The organism is Paenibacillus sp. sgz302115, from assembly GCF_056120445.1.
Window position 1 is genome coordinate 63,954 of record NZ_JBVYOK010000023.1, and the last position, 16,134, is coordinate 80,087.

General features: G+C 50.3%; 14 protein-coding genes and 2 rRNA genes. 1 reads left to right on the top strand and 15 read right to left on the bottom strand.

Features of this window, described 5'->3' with window-relative positions; all coding sequences use genetic code 11:
• Positions 1-4 precede the first annotated feature (4 nt).
• The 5 genes from cysE to AC0LWN_RS27820 all read right to left on the bottom strand — a co-directional run bounded on the left by cysE (position 5) and on the right by AC0LWN_RS27820 (position 5,104).
• Positions 5-697, bottom strand: coding sequence for a serine O-acetyltransferase (cysE, locus tag AC0LWN_RS27800; protein WP_458967413.1), 693 nt, complete (start codon positions 695-697; stop codon positions 5-7).
• A 517-nt stretch (positions 698-1,214) separates the two neighbouring features.
• Positions 1,215-2,681 carry a glutamate--tRNA ligase gene (gltX, locus tag AC0LWN_RS27805; RefSeq protein ID WP_474671103.1) on the bottom strand — a complete coding sequence of 489 codons (1,467 nt, stop codon included), beginning with the start codon at positions 2,679-2,681 and terminating at the stop codon, positions 1,215-1,217.
• 57 nt (positions 2,682-2,738) lie between these two features.
• Complete coding sequence (gene ispF / locus AC0LWN_RS27810) at positions 2,739-3,227, bottom strand: 2-C-methyl-D-erythritol 2,4-cyclodiphosphate synthase (RefSeq protein WP_474671105.1); 489 nt, start codon at positions 3,225-3,227, stop codon at positions 2,739-2,741.
• The gene (gene ispD, locus AC0LWN_RS27815) at positions 3,224-3,922 is read right to left on the bottom strand and encodes a 2-C-methyl-D-erythritol 4-phosphate cytidylyltransferase (RefSeq protein ID WP_474671107.1); all 699 of its coding nucleotides are present in this window, start codon (positions 3,920-3,922) and stop codon (positions 3,224-3,226) included. Before ispD ends, ispF begins: the two co-directional genes overlap by 4 nt.
• Positions 3,923-4,015: 93 nt before the next feature.
• The gene (locus AC0LWN_RS27820; RefSeq protein WP_474671109.1) at positions 4,016-5,104 is read right to left on the bottom strand and encodes a PIN/TRAM domain-containing protein; all 1,089 of its coding nucleotides are present in this window, start codon (positions 5,102-5,104) and stop codon (positions 4,016-4,018) included.
• Positions 5,105-5,316: 212 nt separating this feature from the next.
• On the opposite strand from AC0LWN_RS27820, the gene AC0LWN_RS27825 reads away from it, so the two are divergent.
• The gene (locus AC0LWN_RS27825) at positions 5,317-5,712 is read left to right on the top strand and encodes a nucleoside triphosphate pyrophosphohydrolase family protein (RefSeq protein WP_474671111.1); all 396 of its coding nucleotides are present in this window, start codon (positions 5,317-5,319) and stop codon (positions 5,710-5,712) included.
• Positions 5,713-5,806: 94 nt separating this feature from the next.
• Here the strand turns inward: AC0LWN_RS27825 and pssA are convergent, their stop codons facing one another.
• The 10 genes from pssA to AC0LWN_RS27875 all read right to left on the bottom strand — a co-directional run.
• Positions 5,807-6,544: a CDP-diacylglycerol--serine O-phosphatidyltransferase gene (gene pssA, locus AC0LWN_RS27830; RefSeq protein ID WP_458967418.1), complete on the bottom strand. Its 738-nt coding sequence runs from the start codon at positions 6,542-6,544 to the stop codon at positions 5,807-5,809.
• Positions 6,545-6,608: 64 nt separating this feature from the next.
• Positions 6,609-7,676, bottom strand: coding sequence for a DNA integrity scanning diadenylate cyclase DisA (gene disA / locus AC0LWN_RS27835; protein ID WP_458967419.1), 1,068 nt, complete (start codon positions 7,674-7,676; stop codon positions 6,609-6,611).
• Positions 7,677-7,688: 12 nt separating this feature from the next.
• The gene (gene radA, locus AC0LWN_RS27840) at positions 7,689-9,056 is read right to left on the bottom strand and encodes a DNA repair protein RadA (protein WP_474671113.1); all 1,368 of its coding nucleotides are present in this window, start codon (positions 9,054-9,056) and stop codon (positions 7,689-7,691) included.
• A gap of 257 nt (positions 9,057-9,313) precedes the next feature.
• Positions 9,314-11,782 carry an ATP-dependent protease ATP-binding subunit ClpC gene (clpC, locus tag AC0LWN_RS27845; RefSeq protein ID WP_474671115.1) on the bottom strand — a complete coding sequence of 823 codons (2,469 nt, stop codon included), beginning with the start codon at positions 11,780-11,782 and terminating at the stop codon, positions 9,314-9,316.
• A gap of 36 nt (positions 11,783-11,818) precedes the next feature.
• Positions 11,819-12,883 carry a protein-arginine kinase McsB gene (gene mcsB, locus AC0LWN_RS27850; RefSeq protein WP_458967422.1) on the bottom strand — a complete coding sequence of 355 codons (1,065 nt, stop codon included), beginning with the start codon at positions 12,881-12,883 and terminating at the stop codon, positions 11,819-11,821.
• Positions 12,884-12,911: 28 nt separating this feature from the next.
• On the bottom strand, positions 12,912-13,436 hold the full coding sequence (mcsA, locus tag AC0LWN_RS27855) for a protein-arginine kinase activator protein McsA (RefSeq protein ID WP_474671117.1): 525 nt from the start codon (positions 13,434-13,436) through the stop codon (positions 12,912-12,914).
• 28 nt (positions 13,437-13,464) lie between these two features.
• On the bottom strand, positions 13,465-13,926 hold the full coding sequence (locus tag AC0LWN_RS27860) for a CtsR family transcriptional regulator (protein WP_019908184.1): 462 nt from the start codon (positions 13,924-13,926) through the stop codon (positions 13,465-13,467).
• Between the two features lie 226 nt (positions 13,927-14,152).
• Positions 14,153-15,325, bottom strand: coding sequence for a GNAT family N-acetyltransferase (locus tag AC0LWN_RS27865; protein WP_474671119.1), 1,173 nt, complete (start codon positions 15,323-15,325; stop codon positions 14,153-14,155).
• Positions 15,326-15,749: 424 nt separating this feature from the next.
• Positions 15,750-15,866: ribosomal RNA gene (gene rrf, locus AC0LWN_RS27870) — 5S ribosomal RNA — on the bottom strand.
• Positions 15,867-15,995: 129 nt separating this feature from the next.
• Positions 15,996-16,134, bottom strand: a 23S ribosomal RNA gene (locus AC0LWN_RS27875); the annotation flags it as partial.

The following is a 16,134-nucleotide window of genomic DNA, read 5'->3' on the forward strand; positions in this document are numbered from 1 at the left end:
CTGATTATATTTCGTAATCGCCGATATATTGCTGGCTTTCCAGCCTGCGCTGCTCTTGTTTTTGCTTGTCTTCTGTGCCTAGCTGCTCTCTGATCTCCTCGATCTCTTTCTGCAGGAAGCGCAGGGAGTCGATAAGCGGGTCCGGCATCTTGGTATGGTCAAGGCGGTCGGATACCCGTTCCCCGTTGCGCTTGACCACCCGGCCAGGATTGCCAACCACGGTGCTGTTGCTCGGCACTTCGCGCAGAACCACCGAATTGGAGCCGATATTGCAATTATCGCCGATCCGGAACGATCCCAGTACTTTCGCGCCTGAGCCAATAACAACATTGTTGCCGACGGTGGGATGCCGCTTCCCCTTTTCCTTCCCGGTTCCTCCAAGCGTAACCCCTTGATAGATAATAACATCATCACCAATTTCACAGGTTTCTCCGATGACAATTCCCATGCCATGATCGATAAACAATCTGCTGCCGATGGTAGCGCCAGGATGGATTTCAACACCGGTCATGAACCTGCTGATTTGGGAAACGATTCGTGCGAGCGTAAACCAGCGCCGCTTGTAAAAAAAATGCGCGAGCCGGTGCGCCCAAATGGCGTGAAGTCCGGCATAGGTGAAGACAACCTCGAACCAGCTGCGGGCTGCGGGATCGTTGTCGAATACTGCCCGAATGTCCGATTTGATATGCTTAAACATCACGGTTCCCCTCTTCTTTGGCTTCCCCGCCTCCTGTTTACAGGTACGCATGAGGAAGGTATTGTCTCCGGCCCACGCTTTCTATCTGTACGCATCCTGTGAGCCTTGGTTTGAAATGAACACTACTCCCCGAAATTTCAACAAAAAACGCCCCTGCAGCATAAAGCTGCAGAGACGTATAACCGCGGTTCCACTCTGCTTGGACTTTTGCAAATTCACTGTCTTGATGATGCCTGGCCAGTAAATGCTCCATCCCTCTTGGCGTCTGTAACGGCAACGTTCCCGGCACGGTCTAACATTCCAGGCAGAAATGCTCAACCGTGCAGCTCACAGGCGCATGTTCAGCGGCGGACAAATGAATAACTCCCAGCCTGTAAGGAAATATCCCTTAGCGGTTATTCTCTCTGGCAATTGTCCTTATACGCGTACTTTTCCTGATCCCAGCTATTATTATATTCTTCTATCTTAGCGAAAAGACTAAGGCCTGACAAGGGGCTGCCCATCTGGTTATCCCGTTCTAAGCCTCTTTAATTTGCGATTTCAGACGTTCAATGACCTGGCCCCGGCCGAGCAGCACAATCGTTGCATTCAAATCACGGCCATGCGTTTGTCCGGTCAAAGCGACACGAATCGGCATAAACAGCGCTTTGCCCTTATGTCCTGTCTCCTTCTGCACTTCTTTGATCAAGACGGCCATATTTGCCGGTGTGAAATCATCCGTCGCCTCTACTTTGGCAAGGAAAGCGGACAGAACCACAGGTACCTGGCTCTCAGCAAGAATCTGAGCGGCTTCCTCCGACTCAAGCTCCACGTGGCTGCGGAAAAACAGTTCGGATAGCTCCACAATATTCGAAGCAGAAGTCATCTGCTCCTGGTACAGCGCAACCAGACTTTCCGCCCAAGCCTGCTGTTCTTCGTTAAGCGTCGCCGGCAATCTTCCCGCTTTTTGCAAATGAGGAATGGCGAGCGCAGCGATCCGCTTTGGATCAGCATGCTTGATATAGTGATTATTCAAATGAGCCAGCTTGTTCGTATCGAATACCGCCGGGCTCTTGGAGAGACGGTTCGCGTTGAAGATCGAGATCAGCCCTTCTTTGCTGAAAATCTCCTCTTCACCTTCCGGCGACCAGCCAAGCAGTGCAATGAAGTTGAATAGCGCTTCCGGCAGATAGCCCAGTTGATCATATTGCTCAATGAACTGAATAATTGATTCATTCCGTTTGCTCAGCTTCTTGTGATCATCACCGACAATCAGGGTCATGTGGCCAAACAGCGGCGCTTCCCAGCCAAGGGCTTCATAGATCATCAACTGGCGCGGCGTGTTGGAAATGTGATCTTCTCCGCGCAGCACATGAGAGATATCCATCAGATGGTCATCCACGGCTACGGCAAAGTTATAGGTTGGTATTCCATCCTTCTTCACAATTACAAAATCGCCCATTTCTTTGGAATTAAAAGAAATGCTGCCTTTTACGATATCATCAAAGGTATAAGTGCGGTCCTCCGGCACCCGGAAACGGATGCTGGCTACGCGTCCTTCCGCTTCATAGGCAAGACGCTGCTCTTCAGTCAAATTACGGTGCTTGCCTGAATAACGCGGAGTTTCACCACGGGCCGTCTGTTCTTCGCGTTCCGCTTCTAGCTCCTCTTCAGTGCAGTAGCAACGGTATGCAAGGCCGCGGTCCAATAGATCCTGCCAATGCACACGGTACAGATCGAGACGCTCTGTCTGACGGTAAGGTCCGTATTCTCCGCCGACATCGACGCTTTCATCCCAATCCATTCCCAGCCATTTCAAATACTTAAGCTGGCTTTCTTCGCCTTCGGCGATATTGCGCTTCACGTCCGTATCTTCGATCCGGATAATGAATTTGCCTCCCAGATTACGGGCAAACAAATAGTTGAACAACGCCGTTCTGGCATTTCCGATATGTAAATGTCCCGTAGGGCTTGGTGCGTAACGCACCCGGACTTGATCCGCCATGTCATTCCCTCCGCTTCATAATGGTTAATGATTAATATTAGGCTGCATACAGCCATCTCATGATGATATCACATCTTGGAGCAGACAGACAATAGATTGTGCCGCAATTCCTTCACCGCGTCCGGTAAAGCCTAGCTGTTCGGTAGTGGTTGCTTTTACATTCACTCTTGATATCTCGGCACCCAGCGCCTTGGCAATAATCTCGGTCATTTGCGGGATATACGGCGCCATCTTCGGCTTCTGGGCAATGATGGTAGAATCAATATTTCCCAGCTTATAGCCGCGCTCGCGGGCCAGCGCCCACACATGCTCCAGCAGCTTCAGGCTGTCCGCATCCTTAAAAGCCGGGTCGGTATCGGGAAAATGTCTGCCGATATCTCCAAGTCCCAGCGCCCCAAGAATAGCATCGCTCACTGCATGCAGCAGCACATCGGCATCAGAATGCCCGAGCAAGCCTTTTTCATAAGGAATGGTAACTCCGCCAATAATGCATGGCCTTCCTTCCACCAGCTGGTGTACATCAAACCCTTGTCCTACAGCAATCATGTTTGTACCTCTCCCCTGTTTCGTTGTGTAAATTCAGCAAAATCGAGATCTTCCGGCGTAGTAATCTTAATATTTCCGTAGCTTCCCTCCACTACACCAACCGGAATACCGCTGCGCTCTGCCAGGCTTGAATCATCGGTGCCGAGAAACCCGTCACGCTCCGCCTCCTCGTAGGCAGTCAGCAATTCAGAAAGACGAAAAGTCTGCGGGGTCTGAATCGCCCACAGACTTCGCCGATCAGGCGTGGACAGCACTTTGCCTTCTGTGTTCACCTGCTTGATCGTATCTTTTACCGGCACAGCGAGCACCGACGCACCAATCTCCCGGGCACGCTCGTAGCAGGCTGTAATCTCCTTCGCCTGCACAAACGGACGGACACCGTCATGCACCATCACCCAGGTTGTCCTAAGGCTCCCCAGCCCCCGATAGACGGAATGCTGACGTTCGGAGCCTCCGGCTACTACAGCGGCTACTTTGCCGAGCTTGTAGGTCTTAATCCATTCCTGACAGCGCTCCACATCCCCTTCTCCTGTAACGAGCACGATTTCAGAAATAAGCGGATGCCGCTGAAATACCTCAAGGGTATGAACGATTATCGGTTTGCCCTGCAGGAGCAAATACTGCTTGCTCTCTTCAGTCCCCATTCTTGTCCCTCTGCCCGCCGCCACGATCACGACGCCCACACTGTTTGGCATTCTGTCTTCTCCTGTCCTCACGTATATCCCCATCATAACGTGTTTGGCGGCCATTTCCAACCCATTTGGACAGCTTCAGAGCCTCGAATCCGATTATTGCGCCTTTTCCATCAGCTTCGGTTTGGCAAAGATCATCCGTCCGGCCGAAGTCTGAAGCACACTGGTCACCAGAACCTCCATGGTAGTGCCTATATATTCGCGTCCGCCTTCCACCACGATCATTGTTCCATCATCGAGATAAGCCACACCTTGTCCATGCTCCTTGCCATCCTTAATGACCTGAACAATAATTTCTTCGCCAGGCAGCACAACCGGCTTCACCGCATTAGCGAGGTCATTGATATTCAGCACCGACACCCCTTGAAGCTCACATACCTTGTTGAGGTTAAAATCATTGGTAACTACCTTGCCGCGCAGCACCTTAGCCAGCTTGACCAGCTTGCTGTCCACCTCGGAAATTTCTTCGAAATCGCCTTCGTAGATCAGCACCTTCACATCAAGCTCTTTTTGGATTTTGTTGAGAATATCGAGCCCGCGCCGCCCGCGGTTGCGTTTCAGCAGATCCGAAGAATCGGCAATATGCTGGAGCTCTTCCAGAACGAATTCCGGAATGACAATCGTCCCTTCGATAAATCCCGTTTTGCAAATATCGGCAATCCGTCCGTCGATAATGACGCTCGTATCGAGGATTTTATGCTCCTCCAGGCCTCGTCCCTCCGGTTCAGCCGCCTGTCCCCAGCGTCCGGTGGTCCACAGCAGAGCCAGCTCTTCTTTCTTTTCCAGTCCGATCCGCAGCCCCATATAGCCAAGAGTCATCGTAACTGCCACCTGCAGCAGCTCCCCCGCCTTCCCAAGCCAAGCCATGGCCGGATACAGCAGCAGTGACAACAGAAGCCCTCCCGTGAGCCCTGCGACGCCTGCAGCCAATTCGTTCATCGGTATGCGCGAACAGTACAGCACCGCCTCCCGCAGTTTTGAGCCTCCCCACTCCGCGCATAAAGTCACCGCAAACAAAAAAATGATGGCACCCAGCACCGCAAATAAAATGCTTCCTTGCACAGGCAGGCTTTCCCCCAGTTTTTCCATTCCTGCCGGGAATCCTCTCTCTGCCGCATGGTATAGCGTATAACCGGACCAAGCCCCGCATAACGCGGCAAGCGTCAAAATCACTTTTTTCCACATAACCTCAGGCACCTCCTTTTATTCATCCAAAATGATCTATACCTCACCAGTATGTTCCAATTTTTTGGACGATAATCCGGAAGACCGTTATTTTTTCTTAACCTGTTCATTATCGGTTGTGCTGGGGCCACGGAAACTTCTGTTCTTGGTTGAAAATAAGGGAGGGCCTGACATATAATGAACTCAATTATGAACCCAGGGGTGAATGGAAAATGAGCGCACCAAGTTTACAGGCCTTCCAGGATCAAGTCTCCGAACTATTGCTCCGTCACCGCAGTCTTCTGGATGTAATGTCCAAGAACGGGCAGAGCAGCGCTTCCGTTAATCGAGCAGTTGTCAAAGCCATTACAGAATGCGGTTGTATTCAACTGCATGCCAAGAAGCAGGTATTCGAGCCTGCTTTAGGGCTTGAGCAAGCCAAAGAACTCGCGGGAACTCATCTCGAAGGCGAGCTGTGCGAGAATTGCCGTGAGGTAGTCGCCTCAGAGCTGGGCCGTGAGCTGTTCTATATGTCAGCGCTGTGCAACCTGCTTGACATTAATATGGACGAGGTTGTGAAAAAGGAATCGCAGAAGTGCGCTACACTCGGATTGTTTAATTTCTCCTGACCAGAACTGCCGCGCTCTCCTTCATCCGCTTAACCGCAAAAAGGCTTTGCCGTCCACTGAGTTCAGGGATGGCAAAGCCTTTTTGTGCTGTAAATTAGCCGTTCTTGGAATGATAAATTTTGTCTTCCGAACGTGGTCTGCGGCGGCGGTGACGGCGTGCTGTCAACCGGTCAATATTTTGCTTGAAGCCGTATAAGGCATATAACGCGAGCAGAACAAAGATAACCTTGCCGATCTGCTCAGGGAAAATCACTGCAACTGCGACGGCCAAGACAATGACTGCCGGCGCACCTACAATCGCCTTTTTGGGCAGTCCAACTTTTTTGAAATTCGGATATTTAACTGTGCTGACCATGAGATAAGACAACAACAGCGTAGCTATAATCATAAACGGAGCCGATACATCTTTATGAAAAAGCGCTAATGTAGCAAGTACTCCACCCGCAGCCGGAATAGGCAGTCCCACGAAATAGCCCGGAATCCCCGGACGAACATTAAAGCGGGCCAGGCGAAGTGCACCGAATACCGGAAAAATCGCCGCAACGGTCCAGCCTAATGCAGAATTCAATTCCTGCAGGCTTGTAATATACATGATAAGCGCCGGTGCAACTCCAAAGGAAACAACATCAGATAATGAGTCCAGCTCTTTGCCAAATTCGCTTTCACATTTCAGCGCTCGCGCAACACGACCATCCAGCCCATCTAACAGCATAGCGATAATCACCATGATAGCGGCCATGCTCAGCTTGCCGTCAAACGCCATCATGATACCAAACATTCCAAGCATCAAGTTACCGATGGTAAACAGACTCGGAATTGATTTTTGTATCATTTCTTCACCTCTATTTTCTTACTTTGAAGCACTAACGTTCCAATATTACGTGATTGTATGTTATTTACATTTGTCTGTCAATAAGAACTTGCTTCTGCAGACGTTTGAGACCATCCTGAATATTGCGGGCACGCACTTCACCAATCCCGTCCACCTCATCCAATTCCGCAATACTTGCCGTCATGAGATTAGGCAACACTTCAAACCGTTCCACCAGATTGTGTATGATCACATTCGGCAGCCGCGGAATCTTGTTAAGCAGGCGGTAGCCGCGCGGAGTCACCACCTCCTCGGAAGAAATCGCTGTGGAGGAATATCCGAGCAGACGGGCAATATGGTTGTCGTCCATCAGATCATCATCACTGGTACGTTTGAGTCCGGCGATAATATCACGGATTTTGTCCTCCTGCTCCTCTCTTGCATAGTCTCTGTACAAAAGCCATGCTTCTTCCTCTGTATTTCCGACCAGTTCTTCCATTTGCATGCTGATTAAGCGTCCTTCATTGCCCAGCTCATTGATGTAGCGTTTAATTTCCATCTTGATCCGCAGCACCATCTCCACACGCTGGATGACTCCAACAACTTCAGCCATTGTCACAATTCCCTCATATTCAGAAGCGGACAAATTGGTTAAGCTTTGGGTGAGCACTGCTCTGTACTTCTCCAGCGTTTGAATCGCCTGATTGGCCTTGGCCAGAATCGCCCCGATCTCCTTCAGCGCATAACGGATAGTGCCTTGATACAGGGTAATAATGTTGCGCCGCTGGGAAATGGAAACGACCAGTTTGCCGGTTTGTTTGGCGACACGCTCTGCTGTACGGTGACGGATGCCTGTCTCAATTGACGAGATAGAGGAATCGGGAATCAGCTGCGTATTCGCATAGAGAATCCGTTTTAAATCCTCGCTTAAAATAATCGCGCCATCCATTTTAGCCAGCTCATATAAATAATTGGGCGAAAAATCGCAGTTAATGGAAAATCCGCCGTCGACAACCTCCATCACTTCAGGGCTGTATCCGACAACAATGAGCGCTCCTGTCTTCGCCCGCAGCACATTCTCCAGACCTTCCCGGAAGGGTGTTCCCGGTGCCGCCATTCTGAGCAGATCGTTCATATTTTCTAATTCCTTCATATCCTGTGCCCCCTAATCTAACGCGACCTTTAGTGCATCTGCTACGGTGCTGACGCCAATAATCTGGATATCCTGCGGATGCTTCCAGCCCTTCATGCTCTTCTCGGGCATAATTACCCTGCGGAAGCCAAGCTTGGCAGCCTCCTTGACGCGTGTCTCCGCACGCGAAACGCCCCTTACTTCTCCCGTAAGTCCAACTTCACCGAAAAAGACATCATAGGGCTTCGTCGAAATATCGCGGAAGCTGGAGGAAATGCTGACCGCAACCGCCAAGTCAATGGCCGGCTCATCCAGCTTCACCCCACCGGCAACATTGAGGTATGCATCCTGATTCTGCAAAAACATGCCCATCCGCTTCTCCAGTACCGCGATAATCAGCGCCATCCGTTGATGATCCATCCCCGTGCACATTCGCCGTGGTGAAGGGAAGTGGGTAGCGGCCACCAGCGCCTGGAGCTCCACAAGCACCGGTCTTGTTCCTTCCATGCTGGCTACAACCGCCGAGCCTGCTACTCCAAGCGGACGCTCCGACAAGAAGAGCTCGGAAGGGTTCTCCACCTCGGCAAGCCCAATCTCCCCCATCTCGAAAATCCCGATCTCGTTGGTTGAACCAAAGCGGTTCTTCACCGCCCGCAGCAGGCGGTACGTATGATGCCGCTCCCCTTCAAAATAAAGCACGCAATCCACCATATGCTCCAGCATGCGGGGGCCGGCAATCGCGCCTTCCTTGGTGACATGCCCTACGAGCACCGTGGCGATTCCGCGAATTTTGGCAATGCGCATGAATCTTGTCGTACATTCACGAACCTGCGTCACGCTCCCGGGAGCACTGGTTACCTCCGGCATAAACACCGTCTGGATCGAGTCGATGACAAGAAACTGGGGCTGGATTTGCTCAATCGCTTCCTCAATGCTTTCCATATTGGTCTCGCACAATACATACAGCTCCGCCGACAACGCCCCTAGGCGGTCAGCGCGAAGTTTGGTCTGCCGGACCGATTCTTCTCCCGAAATATAAAGTACACGCAATCCCTGTGTTGTCAGCGCGTGCGAGGTCTGCAGCAGCAGCGTCGATTTACCGATGCCGGGATCGCCTCCTACAAGCACAAGTGATCCTGGCACGATCCCCCCGCCAAGCACACGGTTAAGCTCACCGATGCCTGTCAGGATACGCGGCTCTTTGTCACTTTCTATATTTATGATTGATTGCGGCTTTTCTTTACTCTGAAAAATCGGTGCGTTCATTCCTTGTGTTTTGACTACGCTTTCCGTCTCCTCCACCATGGAATTCCATTCCTGGCAGCCCGGACATTTGCCGAACCACTTCGGCGATTCGTAGCCGCACTCGGTGCAGAAAAATTTTGTTTTTGGTTTGGCCATGTGTTCTCCTTACCGTCCGAACTTGCTAAAATTGTGGGTAATTTTCTCTTATTCAAAGTTTACCATTTCTGCACACTTAACGGAAGGTCACTTAAGATCTACTTTTGGCCTGCCTCCTTAACCTGCCTGAAACAGAGCCAATTTAAACCTCTATGCACCGATCGCCAAAATAACCCCTAAACCAAACAAAGCTCCCGCCCCTCTATACGGAGGAGGCGGGAGCTTTGTTTCAATTGCTTAGAGCTCAAAATATCATCTTATTCGGTTCCAACCTCTTTTTCCAAAGCTACGCCAACTGGCGGTTCCACGGTAGATACCACAAGCTCACCGCCAACTTCATCAATCTTCAGGGAATCGCCCTTCTTGATGTTGCCCTTCAGCAGTTCCTCGGAGAGACGGTCTTCGATATGCTTCTGAATCGCCCGGCGCAAAGGACGCGCACCGAAAGCAGGATCATAGCCTTCTTTGGCGAGGAAGGCTTTAGCCCCATCTGTGAGCATAAAGTCCACATCATATTCACGCAGCCGCTTGCGCAATTCCTCGGACATCAGTGTGACAATTTCGGCAATATGCTTTTCTTCCAGGGAGTGGAAGACAATAATTTCGTCAATACGGTTCAGGAACTCAGGACGGAAGCTCTTCTTCAGCTCTTCCATCACTTTGCCCTTCATGTTGTTGTAATCCGCTCCGGCATCCTGTACAGCCGTAAATCCAAGTGTCGAGTTCTTCTTGATCGCCTGTGCCCCAACGTTGGAGGTTAGAATGATCAGAGTGTTGCGGAAGTCAACTACACGGCCTTTGGAGTCGGTTAAACGACCGTCTTCCAGCACCTGCAGCAGGATATTGAATACTTCCGGATGGGCCTTCTCGATTTCATCCAGCAATACAACGGAATATGGCTTGCGGCGAACCTTTTCAGTCAATTGGCCGCCTTCTTCATAGCCGACATACCCTGGAGGCGCTCCGACCAGACGAGAGGTGGAATGCTTCTCCATGTACTCGGACATATCAATACGGATAACCGCATTTTCGTCACCGAACATTGCTTCGGCGAGTGCCCGCGCCAGCTCGGTTTTACCAACCCCGGTTGGTCCGAGGAAGATGAACGAGCCCATTGGACGTTTAGGGTCTTTAAGACCTGCACGCGCCCGGCGGAGTGCCCGGCTGACCGCCTTCACAGCTTCGTCCTGTCCAATTACACGCTCATGGAGCAGATCTTCCATTTTGAGCAGGCGATCGGTTTCTTCTTCCTTCAGCTTGTTAACTGGAATTCCCGTCCAGCTGGCAACCACCTGGGCGATATCCTCCGGTGTAACCTGAGAATCGGTACGGCCTTGTTTTTCTTTCCATTGATTTTTTGTGGTATCCAGTTCTTCACGGATTTTCTGCTCCGTATCGCGCAGTGCAGCAGCCTTTTCGAACTCTTGGCTCTGTACAGCAGAATCCTTCTCCTTGCGGATATCATCAAGGCGCATTTCCAGTTCCTTCAGATTTGGCGGTATCGTGTAAGAGTTGAGCCTTACCTTGGAGCCCGCTTCATCAATCAGGTCAATCGCCTTATCCGGCAGGAAGCGGTCAGAAATGTAGCGGTCAGACAGCTTAACAGCTTCAACGATGGCTTCATCCGTAATTTTCACCCGGTGATGGGCTTCATAACGGTCACGAAGACCGTAGAGAATTTGTACAGCTTCTTCCGGAGAAGGCTGGTCTACCGTAATCGGCTGGAAGCGGCGTTCCAGCGCTGCATCCTTCTCAATATATTTGCGGTATTCGTCCAGGGTGGTAGCACCGATGCACTGCAGTTCTCCACGGGCCAGGGCAGGCTTCAGGATGTTGGAAGCGTCAATCGCGCCTTCTGCTCCGCCTGCACCAATCAGGGTATGCAGCTCATCAATGAAGAGCACGATGTTGCCTGCTTGACGAATCTCATCCATAATTTTTTTGAGGCGGTCTTCGAACTCACCGCGATATTTCGTACCGGCAACCACAGAGCCCATATCCAGGGTCATTACGCGTTTGTCGCGCAGGGTTTCGGGAATTTCATTGTTGATGATCTTTTGAGCCAGGCCTTCAGCAATCGCTGTTTTACCTACCCCAGGTTCACCGATCAGCACCGGATTATTTTTAGTCCGGCGGCTGAGCACTTGAATCACGCGCTCAATTTCCTTGCTGCGGCCAATGACCGGATCAAGATTGCCGTCTTTGGCGTAAGCGGTCAAATCACGGGCCAGGCCATCCAGCGTTGGAGTGCTGACATTGGCTGGAGCACCGCTGTGGCTGGAAGTAGCCTCACTGCTGCCCAGAAGCTGCAGCACCTGCTGGCGGGCTTTGTTCAAGCTGATTCCCAGATTGTTCAGTACACGGGCAGCTACGCCTTCACCTTCACGGATCAGTCCGAGCAGGATATGCTCAGTACCAACATACGTATGACCCAGCTTGCGGGCTTCATCCATCGACAGCTCAATAACTTTTTTGGCGCGAGGAGTATACGCGATGTTTGTCGGCTGCTCTTGTCCACGGCCAATCAGCGTCTCCACTTCATCCTGAATTTTCTCAAGACCCAGACCGAGACCAATCAATGCCTTAGCGGCTATGCCGTCTCCTTCACGAATCAGTCCGAGCAAAATATGTTCTGTCCCAATATTATTGTGTCCCAAACGAACGGCTTCTTCCTGCGCCAGCGCCAGCACTTTTTGTGCGCGTTCCGTAAATCTTCCAAACATCATATCTCCTGCACCTCCACGAATAATAAATATCTATAATTAATGTTGTGATCCCAGTGTCTCACGAAGCAGCTTCGCCCGGTACATATCTCTCTCGGTAGCTGTCAGCTCGTCGCCGAACATTTTTTGCAAAAATCCCGGCTGTGTCTTAACGTTAAGCTCATTGAGCACTGAAATCGAAGGCCCTTCCAGAATCCCAAGATCCACTCCTAGCCTTACATCAGAGAGCCGCTGTGCGGACTCCTTCAGCTCCATCACCGCCGCATAAGACAAAATGCCGTAGGAACGTTTAACTCTATCGGTAATCCGCAGTGCGGACTCCGCCAACAGCCGTTCACGCGCATTACGCTCATGCTCAATAATCTGGGTGACGACACTGTGAAGATTCTCAATAATCTCATTTTCAGTCTGGCCAAGCGTGATTTGGTTGGAAATCTGAAAGATGTTCCCTACTGCTTCGCTGCCTTCACCGTAAATTCCTCTTACCGTAAGCCCCACTTGATTAACAGCGGATAAAATCCGGTTGATTTGCTGTGTCATCACCAGTGCTGGCAAATGCACCATCACCGATGCGCGAAGCCCTGTGCCAACATTAGTGGGACAACTGGTCAAATACCCTCTGCGATCATCAAAGGCATAATTGACAGAGCCTTCAAAAATATCATCAATCGCTGTCGCCCTCAGCCAAGCCTCTCTAACCTGCAGACCGGGGAACAGGCATTGAATGCGCAGATGGTCTTCCTCGTTGATCATAATGCTGACCGACTCGTCCTCATTCAGGATAACCGCGCCGCCCCGTGAGTCATTGGCCAGGTTAGGGCTGATAAGATGCTTTTCCACCAGCACTTTTTTATCCAGCTCATCCAGCTCATCCAGCTTCAGCAGTTGAAAGGTTCCGAAATCCGCACTAGCTTCCCCTTGAAATACAGGAGCTAGCTGCTCCAGCACTTCCTCCGACTGCTCTGCCGAGGCCAGCAACGGGAAGGGAAGGTGCTCCAGATTACGGGCGATACGCATACGGCTGCTGATCACTATCTCAGAATGGCTGCCTCCGCAGCGCATCCAGTCACTAAGCGCTTGTTCGGTAAACCGGAGATTTGACATGTCGTATCCCCCCTATATATCAAAGACTTTACTCTTGCGGCATTTCTTTTTCAAGCCTGCGGATCTGATCCCTCAGCTCAGCTGCAGTTTCGAACTCCTCCTGCACGATGCTTTGCTGCAGTTCCTGCTTCAGCTCTTCAATCTGCCGCTTGCACATGATCTGGGCTCCTGCCCGTTTCGGAAGCTTGCCAACATGAGCAGTGCTGCCATGTACCCGTCTGAATAGCGGGTCCAGCGTACTGTCAAAATATTTATAACAAGAGCTGCAGCCAAAACGCCCAAGCTTGCTGAACTGGGAATACGTCATCCCGCAATTCTCACAATGCAGACCCTGTACAGTCTGGGCCGCTGCAGTTTTCTCCTTGCCTGCTCCTTCAAGATCCAGCAGGCCTGACAGCAAGCTGTGGATGGAGAAGCCTCCCGCTGTTCCCGGAATAAGCTCCCCTTTCTCCCGGGCGCAGCTTTCACAAATATGAAACTCCGTCTTCTCCCCGTTCACAATCTTCGTGAAATGGAGCGTCGCCGGTTTGACCCCGCATTCCTGGCACAGCATAAGCGGTGTCCCTCCCTTAGATTGAGCATTATTTGCCTAACAAAGAGATAAGCATAGCCTTCATCAGCTTGGCACGAATCTCATCCCGGTACGGCAGATTAACCGTCAGGCATTCCCGGGAAACAGCGGCGCGCATGAGGCACGCTTCACGCTTGGTTAGAAAACCGGCCTCCTCAAGCTGATAAATCAGCCCTTCGGCGGAATTTTGATCAATATCTTTTCCGATTGTAGAGTTGAGATGGGCATACAGTGCCACATTCTGGGGCAGCTCAAAACGCTGAATCCGAATATAGCCTCCGCCTCCGCGTTTGCTCTCCACTACATAGCCCTTTTCCAAAGTAAAGCGTGTACTAATGACGTAATTGATCTGAGACGGTACGCATGAGAACTGGTCCGCCAGGTCATTGCGCTGAATTTCCACCGTACCTTCGGGACTTTCATGCAAAATATTCTTCAGATATTGTTCGATAATATCAGAGATATTACGCATCACTCATCCTCCAGTGTTCAATGCTTGTAGTACCTTTTGCGTTGACTTTGACTTTCTTTGACTTTTTTCATATTATAACACATTCTCAGTGAATTCCAAGGGGTTACTTTTATTTTTTACTTTTTGGTCCCATTGTATTCCGCCTATACGTTATTAGGGACATCATTTATATATGGAAAAAGCTCCCCAGCTTCTTTTTTTGAAGAGGAGAGCCTTAAGCTTCTAATCAGAAAAAATCAAACAGAGCCGTCTTCGATTGTGGAACAATATCCTCCAGCCATTGCACGGCCTCAGCCTTCCCGGTTAATTGTCCGTAGCGGGCCAGCTCTAATGGTCGTTTATATCCAAGCAGCAACACAGTAAGTGTACCGATAGTACAGCTTAGATCAGCCGTATCCTTACCTCCTGCTACACGGCTTAACGTTGCTTCACCCTGTTCCGTTACACTCCATTGCCACAATCCATCATTCCACGGGGCATGCTCGTCTTCGATATACAGCGTACGCTGTTGAACGCTATTTTGGCCACTAAAGGAAAAATTGCTCACAAACGCTTCGGCATTCACAATCCGTGCCATAAAATAAGGATAATTCTCTTGTTGAATCCGCGGGTTCGGCAGCAAATAGGGCAGAATATCATCGGACGGCACCAGCTTCAGCGAAGCTCCTGTTATCATCGAATCATGGTTGGCAAGAAATGTCCACAGGCCTTGGCGCGCTTTTTCATTTAAGTATATGAATTCATCGATGACCAGCTCTTTTTTCTCTATTTTATAGAGGACATATCCTTCCGGTTCCCCCAGCTCCGAATAAAAGACGCAGTGATGCGTGTCTTCATCCAGTACGCTCTGTTTCCACCAGTCTCTATCACGCTGCAGGGTTCCATTATATTCGGCGGCAAAACGGCTATACAGGTGTTCCAGAATTTCAAGCTCCGCCGCATCACGCTTTATGCTCCCCTGAATCTCCGTCTTCCGCGGGAACATGGCTACGGGAATAGAATACTTCTTATACTCACAGTAAACCTCCCAGCCGAATTTCCGGTAAAAGGGAATCAGAAAGGGATGTAAAAAAGATAACGTCTGGCCCGCCTGATTCATCGTTTGCAGCGTATGTCTCAAAAGCTTGGCGACCAGCCCCTGTCTGCGGTTCTCTGGCCATGTTGCCACACCGGCGATGCCCCCCATAGGTACAGTTCTTCCTTGTATGTACACCTGAAGCGGGAGCAGTGTCAGCTGAGCGCCTAAAGCTCCGTCTTCGAAAATTCCCCATACTCTCTCCGGTTTAAACTTCATCCGGGCTTCGGCCCTGGCTTCACCGCTAACCTTGTATTGAAAAGCATACTCCGACAGACTTAAGCTGGCTTCAAATTCCTCGGACCGTAATTGTCTGATCTCCACTTTTCGCTCACCTCATCTACGTTAATAGTAGTGCATAATGTGAGTATATCAAGCCCAGGGCTCGTACGCTAATCAATTGAAAAATAAGATGCGCTCAAAGTTATCCACAGTTTCTGTGTACTACCTCCAAATTTCGGATTGATTATTTTACAAAAAAATAGTTATCCACGATTTCCACTACATTATCCACAATATCCACTTTTTATCCACAAAAACAGTGTATTCCCTCGAGTTTCTCTTGACGTATCCACATAAATATGTATTCAATCCAAGCCAAAAGTGTAACAGTGGATAGATTGTTTTCGATAATCGTGTCCACATGTGCGTAAGTTTTCTGCACTTGCTGAAAATTATCCACAAGTTTTCCACAACCCTGCACAACGCAAAAAAGCCACTGTCGATGACTCAACAGTGGTCATAAATTGCTTGGCGGCATCCTACTCTCCCAGGACCCTTCGGTCCAAGTACCATCGGCGCTGGAGGGCTTAACGGTCGTGTTCGGGATGGGTACGCGTGGAACCCCTCCGCTATCGCCACCAAACATGATTTTTCGAAGCTTCCGCTTCTCGAAATCGCTACAAGAAAATATCAAACCATAGGGTTTACCTTCCTGCTCAGGTACTTAATCGCCTGAAAACTGAATCCGAAACGAAATCTGCGTTTTAGTTCTTTGGATAAGCCCTCGACCGATTAGTATTGGTCAGCTCCACACGTTACCGTGCTTCCACCTCCAACCTATCTACCTCGTCGTCTTCAAGGGGTCTTACATGCTGGGAAATCTCATCTTGAGGGGGGCTTCACGCTTAGAT